A 24445-nucleotide genomic window follows, 5' to 3' on the forward strand; every position below is an offset into this window, starting at 1 on the left:
TAATCCTACCAGCTATGCCTTAGTAACCCAATAAAAAGACTGGACAGCAATATAGCTAAGCGGCTATTCGCATCCAGTCTTTCATATTTTTAAAAAGTATAATCGTAAAATTTCTCTGCATTCCTTAAGCTGGACCATACATCAGAGCTTTCTCCGCCTATATACCAATAAGCTACTCCAGCAAGTTTTTTAGTAACCGCTAAGTTGTATTTTGTTATTAATGAACGCCCATCCTCAATCCAGATCGTATGTTTTATAGCTTGTTTCGAGTAGCCCGCGACATATTGTCCCAGCGAAGGATTCCACACGGGTCTCGATGCATAGCTGCTGATAATCTGATTTTGCTCCGGAAGCGTAATATATTGAGAGGATAAAACCGTCCCCTTCTGGTTCAATGTCCAATCCCGATTATATAAGGGCAATGCCAATATAACTTTTTGACTAGGTACAACTTTTAGGATTGTATTCACAGCCTTTTGATCATAAGAAAGCGAGGCATTGGACCCCGGAACTTGACTCCCGTCATAATGCTCATCATAACCCATCATCACCATATAATTCACTTGCTTGCCTAGGGCAGCATAGTCAAAAGCTTCTGTCCAATCCGTTCCAAGATCAGGAGATACATCCATCGACAGGATAACATCGAGCGAATGCATTTTCTCGGCTAATAAAGTAATAAACGAAGTCAAATACACACGATCTTCGGCCGCTACATTTTCAAAATCTATATTTAGTCCATCTAATCCATATTTACTCACTAAAGCAGCTAACTGATTAACTGCCGTATTCCTTGCGGTTGTACTCAACAGCATCTGATGCGTCGCTTCTTGATCCGATCGATTGCCAACCATCGCCCAGACTTGCTTCTTATTATTTTTTGCCCAAGTCACCAGCGAGGCGTCTGTCGAATCCGTTACTGCCCCTGTTTTCCCAACATAATACCAACGTGGTGATAATGTGTTGACGTTCGATTGCAGAACATGATTCTCAAATTGTGCCGTCGTGAGACCATACTGCCAGCCTATAACAATACGTTTGTCCGGATTACTTTCCAGCTCTGCCGCCCAGCTTGTATGTTGCAGCACCCGATCCATCAGCACTGCCGTCTCTTGCCTTGTTATCGGGTCCGTGGGCCGAAAATTTCCGCTATTATCGCCTTTCATTAATCCGCGATCATTAACCTTAGCTACAGCAGCACTTGCCCAGCTAGCAATTTGTTGCCGATCCTTAAAATTAGTTTGTGCGGCAGTTGCAGTGTTTGTTTGCTTTAGAGCTTTGGCTATCCACACAGCCGCTTCCTGCCGAGTGACTGCTTTTGCGGGTGCAAAAGTAGTTGCCGAAGTGCCGTTCGCCAGTTCAAGCTGAACCGCAGCCTGAATCCAGCCGTAATACCAAGCGCTTTTGGCTACGTCGGTATAAGGAGATACCGGACTCAACGCTGGATCAAGCTTCAACAGTCGATCAAGTACTGTTATAAATTCAGCTCTAGTAATCGATTGAGTAGGTGAAAATTTAGTATTCGAGGTGCCAGTTAATATATTCCGGTTATATAAATCTATGATTTCTTTTTTTGCATAACTAGTGTTTATATCCTCAAAAGGAACCCCATTATCGGCCGATATATGCTGAATAAATACTCCGGCGGCTAGCACGACAGCGAGGGTTATTATAGTAAATCTAGCAAATATATTTTTCACGGGTTAAGAGATTCCCCCTTGGTTATCAATCTTTGAATTATACCAAGGATACAATCAATAAACATCGCTAAAATATTGGTAGAGTACGATAGGATCAGCTCTTCGGATTACGCAAAAAGAGACTAAGAACCACACCACACAGCGCCAAGACCAATGAAACTAGGAACGTATCGTGGAATCCTGCAACCATAGCCGCTGAGGGTAGTTTCTGATTCCCTAGACTCATATGTGTAGCTATATTGGAAGTCAATAAGCCCGACATTATAGCGACAGCAAAGGAACCCACAATTTGTTGCGCAGAGGCAGTAAGTGGGGTAACACGGCTGATCAGATCCTTCGGAGCGGCCTTAAGCACATGTGTACCGAGCTGCATAGTAGTTAATCCTTGGCCAAGTCCCATAATGGCAAAATAACTGATCATAACGTATACACTTGTATCATTTTGTAAACGTGACAAGAGAAAGAGTCCGGTGGACAGCAGCACAAGTCCAGAGAACACAACGGGCCGAGCTCCAAACTTATCAAATAACTTTCCTCCAATAATCATGCCAGCAAAGGATATTAATGCTTGGGGAATAACTAAAAGCCCCGATTCAAAGGAAGAAAAACCTCTGACCTGCTGCAAAAAAATTGGAATTAACAGAATCGAACCAAATAAGGCGAACTGATTAATCCAGGTCAAAATCATACCTTTACTAAATTCTAGAGATCGAAAAGAGCGAAGTTCCAATAACGGTTCTTTTTGGCGCAATTCCACGAAAATAAACAAGGCTAAAGCAATGAAGCTGAACGCAAGAGATATAATCGTTATACGATCCCCCCAGCCATCTACTCCCCCTCTATGCACCCCAAATACCAAGCTGGAGAAGGCGAGCGGTGATAAAATCACACCCCAAATATCCAATTTAGCTTTATTCCCCTTCTCTATTACCGGAAGAAATTTCACTCCAACAATCATTGCAATAATGCCAATGGGAACATTAATCAGAAAAATCCAGTGCCAGCTGGCATATTCCAACAGCCATCCTGACAGTACAGGACCAAGAACAGGCGCAATTAACATCGGTAGTCCAAGCAATCCCATGATTGAACCTCTTTTATCGGGAGGTGCGATTTTGAATGACATAGCCATACCAATTGGAGCAATCATCCCTCCGCCTAATCCCTGCAAAATACGAAAGATTATCAGCTCTGTTGTGGATTGTGCCATAGAGCATAATAAAGACCCTATGGTAAACAATACGATCGAAGCTAAAAAAACACGTTTGGCAGTGAACTTATCCGAGAACCAACCGGCCAATGGGATAATTACGGATAAAGCCAGCGTATAACCCGTAATGGCCCACTGTATTGTTTTTAGGCTGGCATCAAAGGTTTTTTCAAGCTGCGGGATCGCTACATTCATAATTGTACTGTCGAGCATAACCAGCAGCATTCCTGTTATAAGTGCCAGTATTACGGGAAGTATTGCTTTTATAGAAAATTCTTTGGTGACTGGTTGGGATTGTTCCACTTGAAGATTACTCATGGGTCTATACACATCCTTTTTAATTTTTACTAATTAAATTGCTAACTGCTGCCTCCTTTTTTTAAAAAATCGCACCTTTAAACTAACAGTGTAAGATTAATATAGCACCCGTTTATTTGCTTGTAAATAAAAATATCTAACAGTGTAAGATAAAGCAGTAATCTAACGATGGTAGACCAGCCATTCATCTTCGCTTATGATAAAGAAAGACAGTAACAGGAGGTCGTTTCGATGAGAATCAAAAATCTGCAAATCACTGAACAAGATATAATAAAAGCTTCTTGGGTGCTGTTGGATGATATCGGCATAGAGGCATTTAGTATGCGTAAATTAGCAGAACTACTAAAAATACAAGCCGCCTCTCTGTATTGGCATTTTAAGAGTAAACAGAGCATTTTCCAGACGCTTGCTAATGAGGTCGCCAAAGAAGCCCTCGAAACTGCGAATCTCGAAGGTACTTGGCAAGAACAGTTATTTAATTTTGTGGACCGAATTCGTGGGGTTTTACATAAGTATCCTTGCTCGGCTCAGCTGATGATGAGAACCTTGCCTTCTGAACCTAATTATCTATCTTTACTGAATACTTTGCTTCAGATCGTGGATCATCTTCCTTTAAGCGATAGTGATAAATTCTCCTTGATTGCATGCGTGTTAAACTATGTAATCTCATTCGAATTGGACAAATATGAGCAGGATCGAATAGACTTAGCCATGAAAAATGAACCTAATGGAGATGCTAGAGTGGTTTTTAAACAATCGCTTGAGCACTTATCCGGGGATGGACCTAATGTTATAAAACGAATGTACGAAAACAATATTTTTAATGAAATTGGCTCCGATAAGATGTTCTATACAGGTCTAAAAATAATGGTGGGCGGAATTGAACAGTTAGCTAATGAGCGACAAGAACAACAAGAACAACAAGAGCGACGGTAGAACTTAGGGATTTTTCACGAAAATAAATCTTGCACAAAAAAGGGCATCCCAGCAGCCAATTTCGGCTTTTGGAATGCCCTTTTTTTAAAGAGCCCGAAATAAAAATTCTCCTGTGGACTGGATGTATCTATACATCACTCCACACGCCACTAATATCACCACACCAATCCCTAACATAACGAGATTACCATTTAGATCAGATAAAAGAAAACTCAAACCAAATGGAATCAGCAAGCTGATAAATCCTATAATCATCGCTACAAGGACCGAAGCACTTTGTTTAATTACAGAGACTTCATTGGTCCACTCCAGTTTAGGAAGCTTCAAGTTTACGATCACACCTACCATTGCGGTAAGACAAGCGTATAGGACGGGGATTATCAGCAATAACAAGCTCTCCATCCAGCCAGTGCCCAGAGAAATCATAAGAAGCACACTACTAACAATCACAATCGGCACAGTAATGGTGAGATTCACTGCGATTTTACTTAATAATATAGTTTTTGTCGGAACGGGAGCGCTTTTTAAAATCCAAATATGGTTACCTTCAAGCGAAATCGAACTCGAGGTCGTACAGCTTAATGCTACAAAGAAGGAAACAAATAGTGGCGCCAATCTGCTTAGATAATTAGAGAGTTCTGGTATCTCAATAATCTTTCCTAATTGCTCTGAGCTAACAAACAGTAAGGTGATCGCCATGACAAGTAGCATTACCATACCAATACTTGTATTTAGCACATATATAGAAGAACTGAAATAGCGGCGCAGCTCTTTTTTATACAATGTGTAAAGCGGTGAAGAGACTGCAAGTGACCTCATTTGATACTTATTCTTTGAGTAAGAAGTCGTAAGACCTGTGTGTATTGCTTTATATTTACTGCCAAGAATAAGGGTAAACAGCATAAAAGAAAGTAATGAAATTCCTATAAATAATAGTAAAGGAGCTACCTGATACGAGCAGACAGCATCTACATACATGACCGTCAAAGGATATAAGTTAAAGATTTGATCGCCAATTTGTGTGCTCATATCTGCAATTAACTGCGGGTCATTCCCATTCATTTGGCTTGAACCCAAAATAATAACAATGATTACGGCAAAAGTCAGAATGAGACTTATTAAACGACTTCCTTTAAACCGTGAGGAAATCCAACTAATCAATGCCCCTATAATCGTTGCAGCAATGATCGGCACTAATGGGATAAATAGCAGCGTTATCATGAAAAATAAATAATATACTACTGCCGGATTTACCTTTATTGCATAAACTACACCTGCTGGCACCATCACCATCAATGAGAACAGTATATTCAGCACGTAGAGCTGAACTACACGGCTTGCTACGATATGGCTCGTTTTGATAGGCAGCGACATTACGAGTTCGTAATCTTTGGAGCCAAATAATACCCCACTCGCCTTATAGATCGTTGTAAAAAATCCAATCAAGCATGTAACAGCCATCATAATCGCAAGCAGCAGCTCTGGCCGGCCTATCTGTTCAAGGGTCTCTGCTATCATGAAGCTATATCCAAACGAAACCACTGCCATCATGACAATCCCTATTAAGATACCGATGCTCAGCAAAAGCATTTTTCGTCTTTCTTTCATATCTCGTGTATGCAAAGCTTTATTTAACCCAAAGGATGAGATTAGCTGAATTTTCGTCAATCTCCAGATATTAATCATGTTTTATCAACTCCAAAAACACATCTTCGAGGCTGCTGTCACCCTTCACCTCTTCTGTTTTCCCATGAGTGATCAATTCACCCGCTTTGATAATGGCGATCTTATTGCAGAGCTTCTCGGCCACGTCCAGTACATGCGTCGAAAAAAAGATCGCACTGCCCTGGCTGCAAATATCCGCCATAATTCTCTTGAGCGTGTGTGCCGCTTTTGGATCAAGTCCCACAAAGGGTTCATCCAGAACCAGCAGCTTCGGTTTATGAATAAGCGCAGAGATAATCGCGAGTTTCTGTTTCATACCATGAGAATACGCGGAGATCAAATCCCCCAGATTAGAGGTAATCTCAAATTCATCGCTATATTTCTTTATCAGTAACTCCCGATCCGCTTTCGATACGCTAAAAAGATCACCAATAAAATTCAAGTACTGAATGCCCGTCAGATGATCGTATAAATCCGGATTATCTGGAATATACGCAGTAATCGCTTTGCAGGCTAAGGGATCTTTTTTAATGGAGTACCCACCAATCTCGATATCCCCCTCCTCAAAATCTAAAACTCCGACCACTGCTCGGATAGTCGTTGTTTTCCCTGCACCGTTATGACCGATAAAGCCGTAGATGTCACCTTTTTCGACCACCAAATTCAGATCATTTACTGCCTTCTTGCCACCCTTATAGCTTTTGGTAAAATGTTTGATTGTCAACATCTTGCCACTCCCCTTCCAATCTCATAACACTCTCAATATGCCATATTTACTGTAGCTTCGTCGTGTTCAATATACGTTTCTTATAATACGTTTAGCCCGTCCAGATAGTTCATTCGTTTGCAAATATTTATTTTGAGATTTTCACCTCTAACGGGTGGGATAAAATTACGATTAAGTGCAACACGGTCCGTAAGGGCAAACAAACTACTTTGGGGACGTTGAGATAATTAGTTGGGTGACGATGAGATAGTTAACTTTAGAACGCTAAGCAGACAGACGATGAGCCAACTAAATTGGAACACTGAGCAGACTGACGATGATTTAACTACATTGGAACACTGAGCAAACTACTTTCTAAGCATTCTACTCCGGATCAGAAGCAATCTACCTTTGGTGGTGGCTGCCATTGCTACGTATCGGACCGAGGCCCCCTTATTTCGCAAAATCACGCACTTTTCCACTCCGTTCGGACTCAGATGCAGCTATTGTGCCATATCCGCTCCTTTTTGCTGCAAAATCAGGCGAATAAGTGCTATGCAGTCCGTTACTTTGAAAAAAGGCGTTAAAAACACCATTTAGCTGCAATACGGTCCGTAAGGGGAAACAAACTATTTTGGAACGGTAAGCAAATTACTTTGGTGACGATGAGCCAACTACTTTTGAACGCTAAGCAGACTGACGATGATTTAACTACATTGGAACACTGAGCAAGCTACTTTCTAAGCATTCTACTCCGGATCAGAAGCAATCTACCTTTGGTGGTGGCTGCCATTGCTACGTATCGGACCGAGGCGCCCTTATTTCGCAAATTCACGCTCTTTTCCACCCATTTCGGACTCAGATGCAGCTATTGTGCCATATCCGCTCCTTTTTGCTGCAAAATCAGGCGAATAAGTGCTATGCAGTCCGTTACTTTGAAAAAAGGCACCAAAAACACCATTTAGCTGCAATACGGTCCGAAAAGGTAAACAAATTACTTTTGAACGCTAAGCAAACGACTTTGGGGACGATGAGACAACTACTTTGGAACGCTAAGCAGACTGACGATGATTTAACTACATTGGAACACTGAGCAAACTACTTTCTAAGCATTCTACTCCGGATCAGAAGCAATCTACCTTTGGTGGTGGCTGCCATTGCTACGTATCGGACCGAGGCCCCCTTATTTCGCAAAATCACGCACTTTTCCACTCCGTTCGGACTCAGATGCAGCTATTGTGCCATATCCGCTCCTTTTTGCTGCAAAATCAGGCGAATAAGTGCTATGCAGTCCGTTACTTTGAAAAAAGGCGTCAAAAACACCATTTAGCTGCAATACGGTCCGTAAGGGGAAACAAACTATTTTGGAACGGTAAGCAAATTACTTTGGTGACGATGAGCCAACTACTTTTGAACGCTAAGCAGACTGACGATGATTTAACTACATTGGAACACTGAGCAAGCTACTTTCTAAGCATTCTACTCCGGATCAGAAGCAATCTACCTTTGGTGGTGGCTGCCATTGCTACGTATCGGACCGAGGCGCCCTTATTTCGCAAAATCATGCCTTTTTCCACTCCGTTCGGACTCAGATGCAGCTATTGTGCCATATCTGCTCCTTTTTGCTGCAAAATCAGCCGAATAAGTGCTATGCAGTCCGTTACTTTGAAAAAAGGCATCAAAAACACCATTTAGCTGCAATACGGTCCGTAACGGTAAACAAATCACTTTGGAATGATAAGCAAATTACTTTGGTGACGATGAGCTAACTACATTGGAACACTGAGCTAACTCCATTCTACTCCGGATCAGAAGCAATCTACCTTTGGTAGTGGCAGCCATTGCTACGTATCGGACCGAGGCGCCCTTATTTCGCAAATTCACGCTCTTTTCCACCCATTTCGGACTCAGATGCAGCTATTGTGCCATATCCGCTCCTTTTTGCTGCAAAATCAGACGAATAAGTGCTATGCAGTCCGTTACTTTGAAAAAAGGCACCAAAAACACCATTTAGCTGCAATACGGTCCGTAACGGTAAACAAATACTTTGGAATGATAAGCAAATTACTTTGGTGACGATGTGATAGCTACTTTGGAACGTTAAGCAAACTACTTTGGTGACGGCGGGCTACACCCAAACCAAACCAAACCAAACAAAACTAACTCAACCAAAAAAAGCATTCACCCCCAATTTAGGGATTGAATGCTCTTTTTCTTAATGCAAAGTCTACGCTGATGCGAACTGACTGTTATATAATCTGGCGTAATATCCACCGCTGGCTAGGAGTTGGTCATGCGTGCCACTTTCGACAATGTCTCCGTCCTTCATGAAAAGAATGAGATCCGATTCTCGAATCGTTGACAAACGGTGAGCAATTACAAAGCTGGTCCGACCTGCGATCATTTTTAGAAAAGCCTTCTGAATCCGTACCTCAGTCAGCGTATCAATACTGCTGGTGGCTTCATCCAAAATGAGCATAGGCGGATCTACGAGCATCACTCGTGCTATGGTAAGCAGCTGCTTTTGTCCTTGCGACAAATTATCTCCTGAGCCACTAATCTTTGTATCATATCCCTCAGGCAGGCGTTTAATGAAGCTATGAGCATTTGCAGCCTTAGCAGCAGCGATGACCTCTTCTTCGGTAGCCTCAGGTTTGCCGTAGGCAATATTTTCTCTAATCGTGCCGCCAAACAGCCAGGTGTCCTGCAACACCATCCCGAAATTACGCCGCAGACTGTCACGGGTAATCGTCTTGATATCCACGCCGTCAATCTTGATGGAACCCTTATCCACATCATAAAAACGCATAAGCAGATTAACCAGTGTGGTCTTCCCCGCTCCCGTCTGCCCTACAATTGCAACCCGGGTACCTGGTTTCACTTCCAGACTGAAATCATTAATCAGAGGACGTTCAGGATTATAAGCAAAGGATACTTTTTCAAAGGTAATCGTCCCTTGGCTTGTATTCATAATTTTGGCGTCTGTTGCATCCGCTGGTTCAGGCGAGAGGTCTAGAATGGCGAAGATCCGCTGCGCTGATGCCGTTGCCGATTGAAGCTGCGTAATCACACCTGTAATTTCATTAAACGGCTTAGCGAACAAGTTGGAGAAGATCAAAAAGCTGGACAAATCCCCTACCGTCACAAGCCCGCGAATCACCATAACACTACCGATCATCGCGATAACAGAGAAGGTAATATTATTTACTAACCGTGTTGTCGGATTGGACAAGGAACCGTAAAATTGTGATTTCACACCAGTCTGGTACAAAGTCTCGTTTCGTTCTTCAAACTGAGTCAGTGCACGGTCTTCATAATGATAAGCTGTGACCACTTTTTGTCCGCCAATCATTTCCTCCACGTATCCGTTGAGACCGCCCAGAATTTTAGCCTGCTCCTTAAACATCTTCTGGGAGCGCATCGTAATGAATCTTGCCACAAAAAATGTAACGGGTGCTGACAGAAGAACAACTAGGGTCATTAAAGGACTAATGTACAACATAAGTACAATTGCCCCCACGATAGTGATGATCCCCGTGAGCAGTGTTGAGAAGCCTTGCAGCAGTCCATCAGAGACCGCATCCATGTCATTAACAAACCGGCTGATGCTGTCCCCTTGCGGGTGGTTATCGTGAAATTTTAACGGCAAAACATTTAATTTATCAAAAAGCTCCCGCCGTAAGTCATATACAGTCCGATAGGCAATTCGATTAGTCAGGTAGGTAAGAAGCCATCCGAAAAAGCTGCCGACAATATACACCCCTGCCAGAATCAAAAGCAGTCTAAGTACGGCGTCAAAATCAACCTCTCCCGGCCCGATCATAAAATCGATGGCGCTGCCGATGAGCAGCGGGCCAATTAGACTGGCAATCACACTGAGTATTGCGCAGATTACTGCACCTATAGCTATTTTTTTATAATGCCCTGTGTATACAATAAGTCTTTTCCAAATGTTATTTTTGTTCATTGGCCCGACTCCTCACTTGATAGCTGGGACAGGCAGATTTCTTTATACTCTTCACAACCACGCATCAGTTCCTCATGGGTTCCGACACCGGCGATCCGCCCTTCCTCAAATACCATTATTTTATCCGCTTGTCTTACAGTGCTTACCCTCTGCGAGACAAGGAGTACGGTCATTTCCTGACTGCTCTCTTTGAGAGCCTTTCGAAGTGCCGCATCTGTGGAGAAATCCAGCGCACTGGAGGAGTCATCCAAAATAAGAATCGATGGCTTTCCTACTACTGCACGAGCTATGGTTAAGCGCTGCTTTTGTCCACCGGATAAATTTAATCCCCCACGAGATACTTGCGTATTCAACCCTTCAGTTAATTTACGTATAAACTCCTCCGCTTGAGCAATAGAGGCTGCCTGCATGATTTCTTCCTCAGTTGCATCTTCCTTGCCCCAACGTATATTCTCAGCGATCGTTCCTGTAAACAGCACAGCTTTCTGCGGTACAATCCCGATCTTCTCACGAAGTTGATGCAGCTTATAATCTCGGACATTCACACCATCCACTTTTACTTCACCTTGCACCGCATCATAAAAACGAGGGATCAAATTCACAAAAGTAGACTTACCTGAACCCGTACTGCCAATCAGGCCCACGGTCTCTCCGCGATTAATTACTAGAGATATATCCTCTAATGCCGATTCACCTGTCGTATTATACCCAAAGGATACGTGATCGAATTGTATAGCAGGGGCAGCATGGTCAGGTTCAGCAATCACAGCATTTCCTTCCTCAGACACGGAGACCTTAACACCCAGCACTTCATTTACACGATTAGCTGAGGATGAGGCTTTGGTAAAAATAATGACCAAGTTGGAGACCACTATCAGCGCCAGCAAGATTTGAGTGATGTAATTGATGAAGGCAATGATCTCCCCTTGAGACAATCGGCCCCCATCGATATGAATTCCGCCTACCCACAAAATAGCAATGATCGCCGCATTTACTACAAGTGTAGTCATCGGCCCAAGCAAAGCAGATATCCGCGAAACCCGGATCGCTGTAGTAGTCAAATCATCGGATGAAGCATCAAAACGTTCTTTTTCTGTACGTCTTTTGGCAAAAGCACGAATCACTCGAATCCCCGATAAATTCTCACTCAGTACGAGCGCAAGGGCATCCAGCTTCTGCTGGTATTTTCGGTACAAAGGAGCACTACGGGTGATAATAAAATATAAAATAATGCCAAAAATCGGTGTTGCCGCAATTAGAATCAGCGATAATCTAAAATCCAAAATCATGGACATTAGGATAGCCCCGATACAGATAAACGGTGCACGAATAACTAGACGAATTAGCATAGCCACAGCAATTTGCAGCTGGTTTACGTCATTGGTAATCCGATTAATCAGTGTAGGTGTACCTAAGGTATCCAGCTCAGCATACGACAAAGAGGTGATATGTCTAAACATCTTATTGCGTAGTGTCGTACCGAATCCCTGTGAAGCCCGGGCTGCATAGTATTGGCATACCATGGAGCAGCCGAAGCCAAGCAGTGACATCAGCACCATTAGACCACCCATGCGGTAAACATAGGCGCTGTCATGATTGCCAACCCCGTTGTTGATGATCAATGCGACAATGGTAGGCAAAATCAGCTCCAGAATCGCTTCCATCAGTTTGAAGATCGGTCCAATGATCGCTTCTTTTTTGTACGGCTTTAAATATACTGCAATTTTGAACAAATTCATCCACACCCAACATAAGAAGTATTTAACCACTTGAAATATGTATAAGAACAGTTATGATTATGGCATATCTACTCACATATTAATAATATTGGATTCGTATCACTCCCATACGATTAGCATATCTCAAGTTCGGAGGATTTTTATATGGATATTAGACAACTTAAATATTTTATGGCGATAGCTGAGGAAGGACAGATTACATCTGCAGCCAAAAAACTGCAAATGGCCCAGCCTCCGCTGAGCCAGCAGCTAAAACTCCTAGAGGAAGAACTCGGTGTAAAGCTAGTGGAACGAGGTCCACGCAGCGTGCAGCTCACTGAAGCTGGAGCCATATTGCGGGACCGTGCCCAACAAATCCTGGAGCTGGCAGATTCCACTGCCCGTGAGCTCACTGATTTTGTCAAAGGTTTAAAAGGAACCCTAGCCATTGGTACTGTTTCTTCCTCTGGAGCTACGTTGCTTCAAGATCGGCTATGTGAGTTTCACAAAACGTATAAAGGTGTGAAGTTTGAGATTCATGAAGGAAATACCTTTAGAATCATTGACCTCCTGAATAAAGGTATTGTCGAAGTCGGGATTGTTAGGACACCCTTTAATGGTACAAATTTAGAATGTCTTTACACACAAGCTGAACCTATGATTGCCGTAATGACACCTGAGTATGACTGGAAAACGGATGAAAACTTTATTGAGATCGGTGAGTTAAAGGATAAGCCGCTTATTATCTACCGCCGTTTTGAGCAGCTTATCCGGGAAACATGTCTTGAGAACGGCTTTGATCCGCTGATTTTCTGTATGAATGATGATGCTAGAACAACATTGCTCTGGGCAAACGCTGGTCTTGGCATCGGAATCATCCCCAAATCCGCTTTCGAATTAACGAGTAACCGTAATTTGATCTATAAAGAAATCAGTAGTGAATCACTACGCACGCGGGTCGCCGCCGTCTGGATTAAGGATAAATACTTATCATCATTGGCTTCCAAGTTTATTGAAAGCTTCAGAAATGGATAAATACCAGCTCTATTTATTCACTTGCTGTTGATCTAGCCTATCCTCTTCTTCTTTAATACGGCTAATATCAATTCGTTCAAACAATAATTGTAAATCAGTAACCTGTTGGTAAGGGGGCACCGAGCAAGGCTGCCAATTCGGTAGTTCTAACGACAGGAACCCCCTGATCTTGTCACAAGAGAACGGTAGAAACGGATGCAACAAATTCGCTAAGTTCGCAATAATCTGCACACATGTGTATATTGCAGAATCACAAGAAACCTGATCCTCTTTTATCTGTATCCATGGTTTTTGCAGATCGAAATACTGGTTTGCCTTGCGCACATAAGAAAAAATAAACTCCAGCGCATCTTTTAGATTCCCAGCCTCAATAAGCCGTCCTGATTCCAGATACAAGAGGTCAATATTGTCCTTCCACCCCTTATCTAATTGCCCATTTGGCACTTTCCCTTCATAAAACTTTTCTACAAAAGCCAATGAACGGTTCACTAAGTTACCAAATGCTCCAAGCAGCTCTCCATTATGGCTATAAATAAACTCTCTCCAGGAAAAATCCGTGTCCCGCTTCTCAGGTCCATTGGCAATTAAGAAATAACGAATAGAATCTGGCTGATACCGCTCTAAAATATCAGGTACCCAGACCGCCCAATTTCGGCTAGTGGAGAATTTCTGCCCTTCAAGGGTTAAATATTCGCTAGATATAATCCTGTCCGGTAAATGCAGACCTCCTGCTCCTAATAACACAGCCGGCCATATTAAAGTGTGAAATGGAATATTGTCTTTACCATGCACATAATAAGCGGTAATCGCCCCTTTTTCCTCTAACCAAAAATCCTCCCAGTTTACTCCGGACTGTGCAGCCCACTGCTTACTGGCTGATAAATAACCACTTACCGCCTCAATCCAAACATAAATTTTTTTATCTTCAAATCCAGCCACAGGAACATCTACACCCCAAGACAAGTCTCTTGTTACCGCGCGGTCCTGCAGCTCTTCTTTTAAATAACGTTTAGTCAGTTTTATAGCGTTTTCTCTCCAAAATTGTGCTTCCTCTACATATTCCGTTAATTCAGACTGAAAATTAGATAAGCTAAGATAATAATGTTCTGTCGGCCTTTCTGTTGGTGTATTCCCACATAATTTGCAGACTCTGTCTAACAAATCGGCAGGATCTAGAATCGTAGAACAATAATCACATTGATCCCCTCGCGCCCGCTCACCACATACCGGACAAGTCCCTTCCACATATCTGTCTGGCAAAAAGCGCTGATCCACCTCGCAGTAACATTGCGCAATGGTTTTTTTATATAAATGACCATTCTCTAGCAGCTTTGTAAACAACGCTTGCACAACCTTATGATGCTGCTGTTGATCCGTTCGAGTATATAGATCATAACTAAATCCCAGCTGTTCAAAACACTTCAGAAACTCTTCATGATATCTGCTTGCAAAAGCTCCCGGCGTAATCCCTTCATTCGCAGCCTGAACTGCTACGGGTGTGCCATGGCAATCACTGCCTGATACATATAATACGTTATCCCCTTTGGAGCGAAAATATCGTGCCAGCACATCCCCAGGCAACACACTTGATAATCTCCCCAGATGTAAAGATCCATTCGCATACGGCCAAGCGCCACCTATAAACACATTACTCATTAACCTTCTCCTCCTTTTTTTAGACAACAAAAAACTCCCATCCACAAAGGACGAGAGTTCTACTCACGTGTTACCACCTAATTTTATAAATGCCTCATGACATTTACCTCTTCAGGTACGACGTTAATTAACGTTTATACCCTAGCACTGTAACGGATGCAGGTTCCGGCGCAGCCTACAACCCATAAGGTTTCGATGCGCAGCTCTGAGACCATATTCCCAAGGGTTTTCTTTACTCCTTTTCAGCGACCGGAGCTCTCTGTTGAAAGAATTGCCGTGGTACTCTTTCTCTTCTTTGCTTTTACATATTCAAGTTAGAGAAAATAATACTCAATTTGTTGTTTATTGTCAATGTGAAACATCAAGCTCTCTGTAACTTTTCCAGTTAATCTCCGTCTTTTATATAAATACGTTACAAGGAGGTCCCTCAGTGAAAAAAGTAAATTTGCTTACACTCTCTGTTCTTTTACTAGCAGGAGTATGGGGTTGTTCCGATCATAAAGTTAATTCTGTTCCCAAAAGTGAACCCTATACTTCCAAAGAAGCCATCAGTAGAGGGGATATTGTTTCTTTTGAAAAAGTGTACAACCTCGATAAATTCGAGAAATTTATAACTAATCTCTCCAGCAAAAAAGCAGACAATATACGCGTTACAAGTTACACAGATGAAGGCGATCCCATATTTAAGGATTTAAAATTTGACGGTAACGTGATTAATTACAGCTATGATACTTCTAATGATGCATTCGGTGGAAGCAACACAGGAGTCAGAACCGATACCTGCTCCGAAGTGACGAGTAAAAAAAGCACACAAGGTGAAATTATCTATTCGATCAGCGGTTGCACAAATAATGCCTCTGAAATTGATTACTACCTTTTTCGCACAACAAAATGAAATACTGAAATAAAAAAGACCACCCAATCATAATACAATTGGATGGTCTCTGTTCTTCATATTATTTCATGATTTTGCAAATATCATTGGTGAATTGAACAGGATCACTAACCTGTAGACCTTCGATCAACAGGGCTTGGTTGTACAGCAGGTTCGTGTATAAACCGAGCTTTTCTTTGTCGTTCTCTGCTGCCGCCTTCAAGGACTGGAACACTTCGTGATGGATGTTGATTTCGAGTACCTTATCCGCTTGCACCTCTTGGCCATTCGGCATCGATTTCAGGATTTTTTCCATCTCGATTGTCAGTTCACCTTCAGCAGAGAGACATACCGGATGAGTCTTTAAACGTTTGGAAGCTTTGACATTTTTCACTTTGCCGGACAGGATGTCCTTCATCGCTTCAAAAAGCTCCTTGTTTTCGTTCTCTTCCGCTTCCGTTGGCTTGTCCGCTTCGTCGGCTTCGATCCCCAGATCTCCGCTGGATACGGATTTAAATTCTTTTTCCTTATAAGACTGAATCATCTTGATCGCAAATTCATCAATATCATCAGTGAAGTAGAGAATTTCATACCCTTTATCCGATACAAGCTCGGTTTGCGGGAGCTTCTCGATTCTGTCGATCGACTCTCCGGAAGCATAGTAGATATATTTCTGATCTTCTGGCATTCTTGAGACGTATTCGTCCAGCGTAACCAGCTTCTTCTCCTTAGAGGAGTAGAACATCAACAAATCTTGAAGGGTGTCTTTGTGCATCCCATAATCGTTATAGACACCAAACTTAAGCTGTCTGCCAAAAGCATTATAGAACTGCTCATATTTCTCTCTTTCATCCTTCAGCAGGCTTTGCAGTTGGCTTTTCACTTTATTCTTAATGTTCTTAGCGATCAGAGTCAGCTGACGGTCATGCTGGAGCATCTCTCTGGAAATGTTCAAGGAAAGATCCTCTGAGTCCACCATACCTTTTACAAAGCTGAAGTAATCAGGCAGCAGATCCGCACATTTGTTCATGATCAGCACACCGTTGGAATAGAGCTCAAGACCTTTTTCATATTCCTTTGTGTAATAGTCAAACGGCGTATTTTCTGGAATGAACAGGATTGCATTGTACACTACAGCACCATCAGCACTGATATGAATATGTTTAAGCGGCTTATCGAAGCCGTAACGTTTCTCTGCATAGAAGTTATCATAATCTTCTGTAGTCAGCTCGCTTTTGTTCTTGCGCCAGATAGGCACCATGCTGTTTACGGTTTGTTCTTGAATAACTTCTTCGAACTCGTTCTCCGTGCCTTCTTTTGGCTTTTGCTCCTTCACGTCCATTTTAATTGGGAAACGAATGAAGTCGGAGTATTTTTTAATGATGGATTTCAGGCGGTACTCTTCCAGATATTCATCATATTGATCTTCTTCCGTATTCTCTTTAATCTTCAAAATCACATCAGTGCCGACAGAATCCTTCTCGACAGTCTCGATGGTATAGCCGTCAGCGCCCTTAGACTCCCATTTAAAGGCCTCGTCACTGCCTAATGCCTTACTGATCACTATAACGTCATCAGCCACCATAAACGCAGCGTAGAAGCCCACCCCAAACTGTCCGATGATGTTGTGGCCATCTTTAGCTTCGTTCTCTTTCTTAAAAGCAAGAGATCCACTCTTCGCGATTGTACCTAAGTTATTCTCCAGCTCCTCTTGTGTCATCCCGATACCTGTATCGGAAATCGTCAAGGTTCTGTTCGCCTTATCGGCGGTCACTTTAATATAATAATCCTCTTTATTGAAGACCAGGCCTTCATCAGCTAATGCTTTGTAATAGATCTTATCAATCGCATCACTTGCATTGGAAATCAGCTCACGCAGAAATATTTCCCGTTGTGTATAAATGGAGTTAATCATCATTTCCAGCAATCTTTTCGATTCGGCTTTAAACTCTTTTTTGGCCATGAATAAATAAATCTCCTTTCAAAATAACCTTCTTATCCAGCACATCGTGATTAGCACTCTTCTTAGATGAGTGCTAATTCTTCTTTTTATATAACATAAACTCATTTTCAATGTCAATATTTACAGCGACTTTCATTAAATAAAGCTGTATTTTGCATACAAATTTAGGATTTGATCGATAAATAACATTCAACTTGCACATAGGATGATTCTATGTTTTAAATAGATTAGATACATAAATTACAAATAAAGGTCTAGCATCTTCTCTGGAGGGATTCAAATGCATGAACAAGCACAGTCCATTGTAAATTCTTCAGCAACAAGTCCCATTAAGAATTTGATTGGCAGTGTATTTATCCCCGTACACGATATTGAAAAAGCCCTTAACTGGTATTGCCAAGTCCTAGGACTCCAAGAAGCAGATCATTCGATTATAAACGGTCATTTATGTCCGTTAATTATGCAAGGAAGCACTGGGATCATTCTGAACACCATGCCCATGTGGGGAGGTTTAGAGCCTGAAGGGGCTCCTCCAATTACAACACCTGCTCTTATGCTTATAACCGATGATCTGCAAGCCTCTTTCAACTATATAAAGGAGCTCGGTGTAGATATAGTAACCGAAATTCAAGATCAAAAATGGTTTGTAGTAAAAGACCCTGATGGAAATAAACTAATGATTTGCAAACAGCATTTGGATTAGAAATTGCAGTGGTTGTGATTTCCACTTCTTAGGGTGCATCAGAAGCTGCAGATCAAAATGAATTTCGGGATGAACAAAGGACAGCTCAGCCAAGCTTCCCCGTTCAATTTCTTCCTCTGCCACGATTTTGGGTAACAAAGCAATTCCAAGACCATTCATTACACAACGTTTAATGGCCTCCAGATTCGAAAGCTCAAAACCTATGCGGAATATGATCCCGTGCTCTTTTAACAAATTCTCGAACAAACTCCGGTAAATACAGCTTTCCTCCGAGACTATTAGCTCACAGTTATTCAGATCCTGTAGGGTTACCGTATCCATCTGGGCAAGCGGATGATGAATGGGAGCTATCAAAACAAGTGGCTCATCTCTGACGATCGTACGCTCAAGGATGGAATCCGCAGTGGTGCGATCCAACATTAAGCCTAGATCTACTTCGCCATCTTTTATTTTGGCAAGAAGATTAGCTTCCTGCATCGTTTGCAGATGAATATCCAGCTTCGGAAATTTAGTCCTTAGCTGCTGCAGGTAAGGAGGTAAATAAAAGGCCGCTAAAGAATCTATCGTCCCAATAGTTAACGTACCTCCGATTTGCTGGGCGATGGTTTCTTTTGAACGATCATATAAATCCAAAATCTCCACGAACAGCTTCAATAACTCTTCTCCTGGCGGGGTAAGCCGCAGCTGACGGCCATGCCTCTCTATTAAAGGTACTCCATATTCCTTTTCTATCTTCTGTATCTGCATCGTCACACTTGATTGTGCATATCCCAATTCTTCAGCAGCTCGCGTAAAGCTCTGACGTTTAGCCACCTCGCGGAAGGTTCGTAAATAGGTTAAATCCATTACCTCACCCTAACATCAATATTTTTGATGATCCATATCATTTATTATAGCTAACGACGATGCTACTTTCCATGGTAAAGTGTATGTAGAGGAATTAAAATATTTTGGAGGCCGATAATTTATGCTTACAGAACAACAGATTTATGGAGTTTATGTCCCCGTGGTCACCCCGTTCAATGCTGCTGGTGAAGTTGATTTGGATTCGTATCAGCGTTATGTAAAGAACATTATTAACAACAGCATACAAGGTCTGGTCGTTAATGGAACCACCGGAGAATCGCCCACTGTAACCGTAAATGAAATGCAGCTTCTAGTAAACACTTCCCGTGAGCTTCTACAATCCACATCAATCCCCTTAGTAGTTGGTACAGGTACCAATGATACAGCCTCTACGGTTGCACGCACGGAAATTGCTGCAAACCTTGGTGCTGATTGTGCACTAGTAGTCGTACCTTATTATAGTCGTCCTTCACAAGAGGGTATCATTGCCCATTTCCGCAAAGCAGCAGAAGTAGGCATACCAATCATGGCTTATGATATTCCAAGTCGTACAGGTACGGCCATGACGGTAGATACTGCACGTACAATCCTAGAAATGAATAATGTTGTCGGTTTAAAAGACTGCTCAGGCAGTACAAAAATGGTTACAGAGTTAGTCCGTACAGGTGCTAAACCTGTGCTTGGCGGCGATGATTCCCTCTTTTATGAAATGCTTAGCTGCGGAGCAGCTGGGGGGATGCTCGCTACTGCCAACGTTTTCCCGGCAGAATGCCTTCGTATCTTTGAAGCCTTTACCTCTGGTCAAGTGGACTTCGCTAAAGAAAGCTTTGAACAACTACTGCCGATCATCCGCCTATTATTCAAGGAATCGAATCCCGCTCCAATTAAATGGATGCTTAGCCAAAACGGCCTACTGTCCTCGGATACGCTTCGCCTCCCTATGACTTCCATCAGCGCAGGACTTCAGCAAGAACTGAGCCCCTATGTTCAGGACAATACAATTGAAGCAACCGCATAAATGAAATAACAACAGCCGTTGTACAGTGAGGAACTGTTTAGCGGCTGTTTTTTGTTGTAAATTATCAGGACATAAAACATAAAAACCATCAGATTTACTCTGACGGTTTTTTTATTTTGCTATAGAAACGATACGCATTCAAACTAACTTATCTGCTGCTCGTTTTTTGTCTTCCTTTTGTGAACCACTCGGACTTTGGCTTCAATGGAGGGTTAGACTTAGGTTTTGCTTTAGCTGGTTTAGATGCCGCTGATTTTGTTGCTGCCGGTTTTGTTGCCGCAGGTTTAGCAGTTGCTGGTTTGGAATTCGACGGTCTGGAAGACGATGGTCTCGAAGCTGCTGCTTTCGAACCTGACGGTTTCGCCGAACGATCTGTCTTCATTTGCGTTTTACGAGACATCGGATAAGGATGATCCTTAACTTCCGGAATCGATTTTCCAATCAATTTTTCAATATCTTTAAGGAAAGGAAGCTCTTCAGCTTCGCAAAAAGAAATTGCCGTTCCGCTCAATCCCGCTCTGCCTGTACGACCGATCCGGTGCACATAGGTTTCCGGGATGTTCGGTAAGTTGAAGTTGATCACGTGAGACAGCTCATCAATATCAATTCCCCGGGCAGCTATATCCGTAGCTACGAGAACACGAGTCGCACCGCTTTTAAAATTCCGCAAGGCGTTCTGGCGATCATTTTGAGATTTATTGCCGTGTATGGCTTGAGCAGCAATGTTCACTTTAGCCAGATCGCGGGTAACACGGTCTGCACCACGTTTGGTACGAGTAAACACCAAAGCTGAGACGATGGATTTATCCTGTAACAGCAGGTTCAATTGGTTTTGCTTATTTCCGTTCTCTAATAAATAGATCGATTGATTGATTCTATCCGCAGTAGATGACACGGGTGTGATCTCTACCTTCACTGGATTCACAAGCAATGTTTTGATCAATTTGGAGATTTCAGTTGGCATCGTTGCCGAGAAAAACAGAGTTTGCTTCTTCGTAGGCATTTTGGCGATGATTCGTTTCACATCATGGATAAAGCCCATATCCAGCATCCGGTCAGCTTCATCTAGAACTAAAATTTGTACATATTGCAGATCTACACGTTTCTGATTGATCAGGTCGATAAGTCTACCAGGGGTAGCAATAAGAATATCGGCACCTTGATTCAGTGCGCGCTCTTGCACTTTCTGTGACACACCGCCAACAATGGCAGCAGAGCGGATATCTGTATATTGGCTATACGCTTTTATGTTATCAGCAATTTGAATCGCTAGTTCTCTTGTCGGTGTTAAAATCAACGAGCGAATGCGTCGCACATTATTGGATTTGTTTGGGCTCGATTGTTCGCTTAGCAATTGAATAATAGGCACGGAAAATGCAGCTGTTTTTCCTGTTCCCGTTTGCGCGCATCCAAGTAAATCTCTACCCGCTAATACAGCTGGAATCGACTGCTCCTGTATTGGTGTAGGTGATGTATAGTTTTCTTTGCTTAAAGCCTTCAAAATTGCAGGCACAATATTCAGTTCATTAAATGTCATTGGGTCTCCTTAATTTCTAATACATATATTCTTAACAATAAATCCTTTTGTCACGTCATAAACCATAATCATAACACAATAAGTTACATAATAATAGATTTTCTTTATCATCACACCAATTTTCATTAAAAATCCATTTCAGGATACTATCCGTTCTGCTCTTACAGAAATATTTTTACTAACCGTAAAATACTCCTTCTCAATTTATCCTGCGGCGTATCTTTTGTTGAGCCTGTTGATCCTGTTGATCCTGTTGAGCCTGCTGAGCCTGCTGAGTCTGCTGATTCTGCTGAGACTGTTGAGCCTGTTGAGCCTGGAGACTGCTGAGCCATCGGACTCAGACGCCCTTATTTTGAAAATTCGTAGATTTTGGACATGCTATCGGACTCAGATGCAGTTATTCACACCTTCGAAGCCCAATTCAGTACAAATATAAGGCAATAAGAGCTATGCAGTCCGAAACCTTGGCAAAATAGATCAAAATGCTGAAATAGCTGCAATACAGTCCGATAAGTACAAGCCGTCGGGTAAACCACGCAATCCTTACAGCACGTAGATCAGCCACGCATTCCTTATAGCACACAGATCAGCCACACAATCCTTACAGCACGCCGATCAGACACACAATCCTTACAGCACGCCGATCAGACACACAATTCTTACAGCACGTGGATCAACCACGCAATCCTTACAGCACGTAGATCAGCCACACAATCCTTACAGCACGCCGATCAGACACACAATCATTACAGCGCGCCGATCAGACACGCATTCCTTACAGCACGCCGATCAGACACGCAAAAAAAGCGGAGGATTTCTCCCCCGCTTCTTATCTTTGCTATAACTATGATGACTATTCTACGATTTCAGCAGTATCGCCGTTGTTGGCACCTGCAGCGTTAGCTTCGTCAGTGTCAATATGCATATCCAGTTTAAAGCTGTCTGATACGCGTGCAATTACGTTCTCCAATACGAGACCACGGTCGCCTCCGAGGCGAACTTTAAGCAATTGCTTATCAGCAATGCCCCAAGCTTCAGCTTCAGAAGTATGGAAGTGAATGTGACGAGCGGCGATGATAACGCCTTGTTCCAATTCTACTTCGCCAGCAGGTCCTTTAAGCGTAATGCCAGGTGTTCCATCAATATTTCCAGATTCGCGAACTGGAGCTTTCACGCCAAGTGCGAAGGAGTCAGTACGGGAAATTTCTAATTGGGAAGCCGGACGAGCAGGTCCCAAAATTCTTACTTTGTCAAATTTACCTTTGCTGCCGATAACTGCTACTTGCTCATTTGCTGCAAACTGTCCTGGTTGAGAGAGGGGTTTGAACTCCGTTAGTTGATATCCTGGGCCAAACAAAGCCTCCACATGCTCTTGCGTAAGGTGAATATGTCTAGCCGACACACCTACGGGTACAGTCTTACTCATAGTAAAGTCACTCCTTGTATTTTCTCTAGTATCTGTACAAGCCATTAACCATTATACATCTTCTTAACCAAAAATAAAAAGCCCCACATCATAACGAGGGCCTTTTTTTCGACAATTCATACTTTTAGAGCAGGATTGTCATGATTTAGACACCTGAGAAGGTAAGTTTGTGCGCAGGTAGGAGACCGCATTCTCATATAACCAACCTTTTACGGAAGCTTCTGGATAGTAACGAAGCAGGTGCTCCGCGAGCTCAGGGTATTTTCCCGGATGCTCCATGTTCTCTACCCAAGTGTCAATGCCGTCAAAATCCGAACCAAACATCATATGTTTCTCGCCACCTAGACTACATACATGATCAATATGCTTTAATAAATCATCCATACGAGCTTTTCCATCATCACATACAAACCACGGATAAAAGGTCAGGCCCATTCTTCCGTCCATTGCAATCAAAGCTTTAATCTGTTCATCATTTAAATTTCTAACATGCCCACAGATTGCTGCGGCGTTCGAATGGGAAGCTATAAACGGACGTGTGCTTAAGTCGGCTAGCTCCCAAAAACCTGCCTGAGACAAATGCGACACATCAAGCAGCATTCCACTGTCGTTGCACCATTCGATCAGCATTCGCCCTTTTTCCGTAAATCCGCCGTTGCGCTGCTCCAGAACACCGTCCGCTGCCCAATTGGCATAATTCCAAGTGATTCCCAAAAACCGCACGCCAAGCTCAAAGCAGAGCTGTGCATAAAACAAGTTCCCTTCTAGACCGTCTACACCCTCCAGAGAGAGCATTCCCCATGGGGATGCTCCAGCTGTTCGTTTTCCTACCTCCTCCTTCCAACGCAGCCACTGAAGGCTCTCTGCGCCTATTATTTTTTGCCGGAACAAATCAATTTGTCCTAAAACATTCTCAAAGCTAGGTCTTCCTCTACTTGCCGAAAGGTATATTGCAAAAATCTGCAATTCCACACCGCCCGCTACCAGCCGCTCTCCGGTAACATCCAGCCGAGGATCATTCTTAAAATCCATATCTGGTGATGCTTGCATTTTACTCAGCACATCACAATGAAAATCCGCAACCTGTAGCTTATCGGTTCTCATCCCAAGCCCTCGCTTTCATGCAGCCCTATTCCAGATTCTATGCTTAAAAACGCCAGACTATAT

General features: G+C 42.7%; 18 protein-coding genes and 1 other annotated feature. Of the genes, 5 read left to right on the forward strand and 13 right to left on the reverse strand.

The window, feature by feature from the left end; translation table 11 throughout:
• Positions 1–89: 89 nt before the first annotated feature.
• Positions 90–1700 (reverse strand): S-layer homology domain-containing protein, encoded by a 1611-nt coding sequence (locus tag NST25_RS18410; RefSeq protein ID WP_081387788.1) that lies wholly within the window; start codon positions 1698–1700, stop codon positions 90–92.
• Positions 1701–1794: 94 nt separating this feature from the next.
• A complete protein-coding gene (locus tag NST25_RS18415; RefSeq protein ID WP_339187525.1) occupies positions 1795–3228 on the reverse strand; it encodes an MDR family MFS transporter in 1434 nt (477 codons plus the stop codon).
• 231 nt (positions 3229–3459) lie between these two features.
• Here NST25_RS18415 and NST25_RS18420 point away from each other — a divergent pair, with 231 nt between their 5' ends.
• Positions 3460–4164 carry a TetR/AcrR family transcriptional regulator gene (locus NST25_RS18420; protein WP_076281624.1) on the forward strand — a complete coding sequence of 235 codons (705 nt, stop codon included), beginning with the start codon at positions 3460–3462 and terminating at the stop codon, positions 4162–4164.
• Between the two features lie 84 nt (positions 4165–4248).
• Here NST25_RS18420 and NST25_RS18425 read toward each other — a convergent pair whose 3' ends face one another.
• From NST25_RS18425 to NST25_RS18440, 4 genes are all read right to left on the reverse strand, one after another.
• Entirely contained in the window at positions 4249–5850 is a 1602-nt protein-coding gene (locus NST25_RS18425) for a hypothetical protein (RefSeq protein ID WP_312149826.1), read from the reverse strand.
• Positions 5843–6556 (reverse strand): ABC transporter ATP-binding protein, encoded by a 714-nt coding sequence (locus NST25_RS18430; protein WP_076217841.1) that lies wholly within the window; start codon positions 6554–6556, stop codon positions 5843–5845. Before NST25_RS18430 ends, NST25_RS18425 begins: the two co-directional genes overlap by 8 nt.
• 2206 nt (positions 6557–8762) lie before the next feature.
• Positions 8763–10502 (reverse strand): ABC transporter ATP-binding protein, encoded by a 1740-nt coding sequence (locus tag NST25_RS18435; RefSeq protein WP_076218623.1) that lies wholly within the window; start codon positions 10500–10502, stop codon positions 8763–8765.
• A complete protein-coding gene (locus NST25_RS18440; protein ID WP_340392159.1) occupies positions 10499–12235 on the reverse strand; it encodes an ABC transporter ATP-binding protein in 1737 nt (578 codons plus the stop codon). The genes NST25_RS18435 and NST25_RS18440 overlap by 4 nt, the downstream gene beginning before the upstream one ends.
• A 150-nt stretch (positions 12236–12385) precedes the next feature.
• Here NST25_RS18440 and NST25_RS18445 point away from each other — a divergent pair, with 150 nt between their 5' ends.
• Positions 12386–13255 carry a LysR family transcriptional regulator gene (locus tag NST25_RS18445; RefSeq protein ID WP_340392161.1) on the forward strand — a complete coding sequence of 290 codons (870 nt, stop codon included), beginning with the start codon at positions 12386–12388 and terminating at the stop codon, positions 13253–13255.
• 9 nt (positions 13256–13264) lie between these two features.
• Here NST25_RS18445 and metG read toward each other — a convergent pair whose 3' ends face one another.
• On the reverse strand, positions 13265–14911 hold the full coding sequence (gene metG / locus NST25_RS18450) for a methionine--tRNA ligase (RefSeq protein WP_340392163.1): 1647 nt from the start codon (positions 14909–14911) through the stop codon (positions 13265–13267).
• A 43-nt stretch (positions 14912–14954) separates the two neighbouring features.
• Positions 14955–15216: a binding site (T-box leader), on the reverse strand.
• A 125-nt stretch (positions 15217–15341) separates the two neighbouring features.
• Between metG and NST25_RS18455 the strand changes: the two genes are divergently transcribed.
• Positions 15342–15806, forward strand: coding sequence for a DUF4362 domain-containing protein (locus NST25_RS18455; RefSeq protein WP_076190927.1), 465 nt, complete (start codon positions 15342–15344; stop codon positions 15804–15806).
• A 61-nt stretch (positions 15807–15867) separates the two neighbouring features.
• Here NST25_RS18455 and htpG read toward each other — a convergent pair whose 3' ends face one another.
• A complete protein-coding gene (gene htpG / locus NST25_RS18460) occupies positions 15868–17748 on the reverse strand; it encodes a molecular chaperone HtpG (RefSeq protein WP_076127889.1) in 1881 nt (626 codons plus the stop codon).
• A gap of 280 nt (positions 17749–18028) precedes the next feature.
• On the opposite strand from htpG, the gene NST25_RS18465 reads away from it, so the two are divergent.
• A complete protein-coding gene (locus tag NST25_RS18465) occupies positions 18029–18451 on the forward strand; it encodes a VOC family protein (RefSeq protein WP_340392164.1) in 423 nt (140 codons plus the stop codon).
• Here NST25_RS18465 and NST25_RS18470 read toward each other — a convergent pair.
• Positions 18422–19297, reverse strand: coding sequence for a LysR family transcriptional regulator (locus NST25_RS18470; protein ID WP_076127886.1), 876 nt, complete (start codon positions 19295–19297; stop codon positions 18422–18424). The two genes, NST25_RS18465 and NST25_RS18470, sit on opposite strands and share 30 nt — an antisense overlap.
• Positions 19298–19418: 121 nt before the next feature.
• Between NST25_RS18470 and dapA the strand changes: the two genes are divergently transcribed.
• Entirely contained in the window at positions 19419–20315 is an 897-nt protein-coding gene (dapA, locus tag NST25_RS18475) for a 4-hydroxy-tetrahydrodipicolinate synthase (protein ID WP_076179900.1), read from the forward strand.
• A 148-nt stretch (positions 20316–20463) separates the two neighbouring features.
• Here dapA and NST25_RS18480 read toward each other — a convergent pair whose 3' ends face one another.
• From NST25_RS18480 to NST25_RS18495, 4 genes are all read right to left on the reverse strand, one after another.
• Positions 20464–21852 (reverse strand): DEAD/DEAH box helicase, encoded by a 1389-nt coding sequence (locus tag NST25_RS18480; protein ID WP_081383205.1) that lies wholly within the window; start codon positions 21850–21852, stop codon positions 20464–20466.
• A gap of 161 nt (positions 21853–22013) precedes the next feature.
• Positions 22014–22184 (reverse strand): hypothetical protein, encoded by a 171-nt coding sequence (locus NST25_RS18485; protein ID WP_340392166.1) that lies wholly within the window; start codon positions 22182–22184, stop codon positions 22014–22016.
• Between the two features lie 521 nt (positions 22185–22705).
• On the reverse strand, positions 22706–23278 hold the full coding sequence (locus NST25_RS18490; RefSeq protein ID WP_036688383.1) for a phosphate propanoyltransferase: 573 nt from the start codon (positions 23276–23278) through the stop codon (positions 22706–22708).
• Positions 23279–23416: 138 nt separating this feature from the next.
• Positions 23417–24382, reverse strand: a complete 966-nt coding sequence (locus tag NST25_RS18495) for a membrane dipeptidase (protein WP_076182593.1) — start codon at positions 24380–24382, stop codon at positions 23417–23419.
• Positions 24383–24445 lie beyond the last annotated feature (63 nt).

Origin of the sequence: Paenibacillus sp. FSL E2-0190 (assembly GCF_037992965.1) — a bacterium.
In the GTDB taxonomy this organism is placed as follows: domain Bacteria; phylum Bacillota; class Bacilli; order Paenibacillales; family Paenibacillaceae; genus Paenibacillus_AQ; species Paenibacillus_AQ odorifer.

Excerpts from the sequence above, each read along its gene's own strand:
- NST25_RS18415 (WP_339187525.1), bottom strand. The coding sequence starts at position 3,228 with ATGAGTAATCTTCAAGTGGAACAATCCCAACCAGTCACCAAAGAATTT.
- NST25_RS18420 (WP_076281624.1), top strand. The coding sequence starts at position 3,460 with ATGAGAATCAAAAATCTGCAAATCACTGAACAAGATATAATAAAAGCT.
- NST25_RS18425 (WP_312149826.1), bottom strand. The coding sequence starts at position 5,850 with ATGATTAATATCTGGAGATTGACGAAAATTCAGCTAATCTCATCCTTT.
- NST25_RS18430 (WP_076217841.1), bottom strand. The coding sequence starts at position 6,556 with ATGTTGACAATCAAACATTTTACCAAAAGCTATAAGGGTGGCAAGAAG.
- NST25_RS18435 (WP_076218623.1), bottom strand. The coding sequence starts at position 10,502 with ATGAACAAAAATAACATTTGGAAAAGACTTATTGTATACACAGGGCAT.
- NST25_RS18445 (WP_340392161.1), top strand. The coding sequence starts at position 12,386 with ATGGATATTAGACAACTTAAATATTTTATGGCGATAGCTGAGGAAGGA.
- metG (WP_340392163.1), bottom strand. The coding sequence starts at position 14,911 with ATGAGTAATGTGTTTATAGGTGGCGCTTGGCCGTATGCGAATGGATCT.
- htpG (WP_076127889.1), bottom strand. The coding sequence starts at position 17,748 with ATGGCCAAAAAAGAGTTTAAAGCCGAATCGAAAAGATTGCTGGAAATG.
- NST25_RS18465 (WP_340392164.1), top strand. The coding sequence starts at position 18,029 with ATGCATGAACAAGCACAGTCCATTGTAAATTCTTCAGCAACAAGTCCC.
- NST25_RS18470 (WP_076127886.1), bottom strand. The coding sequence starts at position 19,297 with ATGGATTTAACCTATTTACGAACCTTCCGCGAGGTGGCTAAACGTCAG.
- dapA (WP_076179900.1), top strand. The coding sequence starts at position 19,419 with ATGCTTACAGAACAACAGATTTATGGAGTTTATGTCCCCGTGGTCACC.
- NST25_RS18480 (WP_081383205.1), bottom strand. The coding sequence starts at position 21,852 with ATGACATTTAATGAACTGAATATTGTGCCTGCAATTTTGAAGGCTTTA.
- NST25_RS18485 (WP_340392166.1), bottom strand. The coding sequence starts at position 22,184 with ATGGCTCAGCAGTCTCCAGGCTCAACAGGCTCAACAGTCTCAGCAGAA.
- NST25_RS18490 (WP_036688383.1), bottom strand. The coding sequence starts at position 23,278 with ATGAGTAAGACTGTACCCGTAGGTGTGTCGGCTAGACATATTCACCTT.
- NST25_RS18495 (WP_076182593.1), bottom strand. The coding sequence starts at position 24,382 with ATGAGAACCGATAAGCTACAGGTTGCGGATTTTCATTGTGATGTGCTG.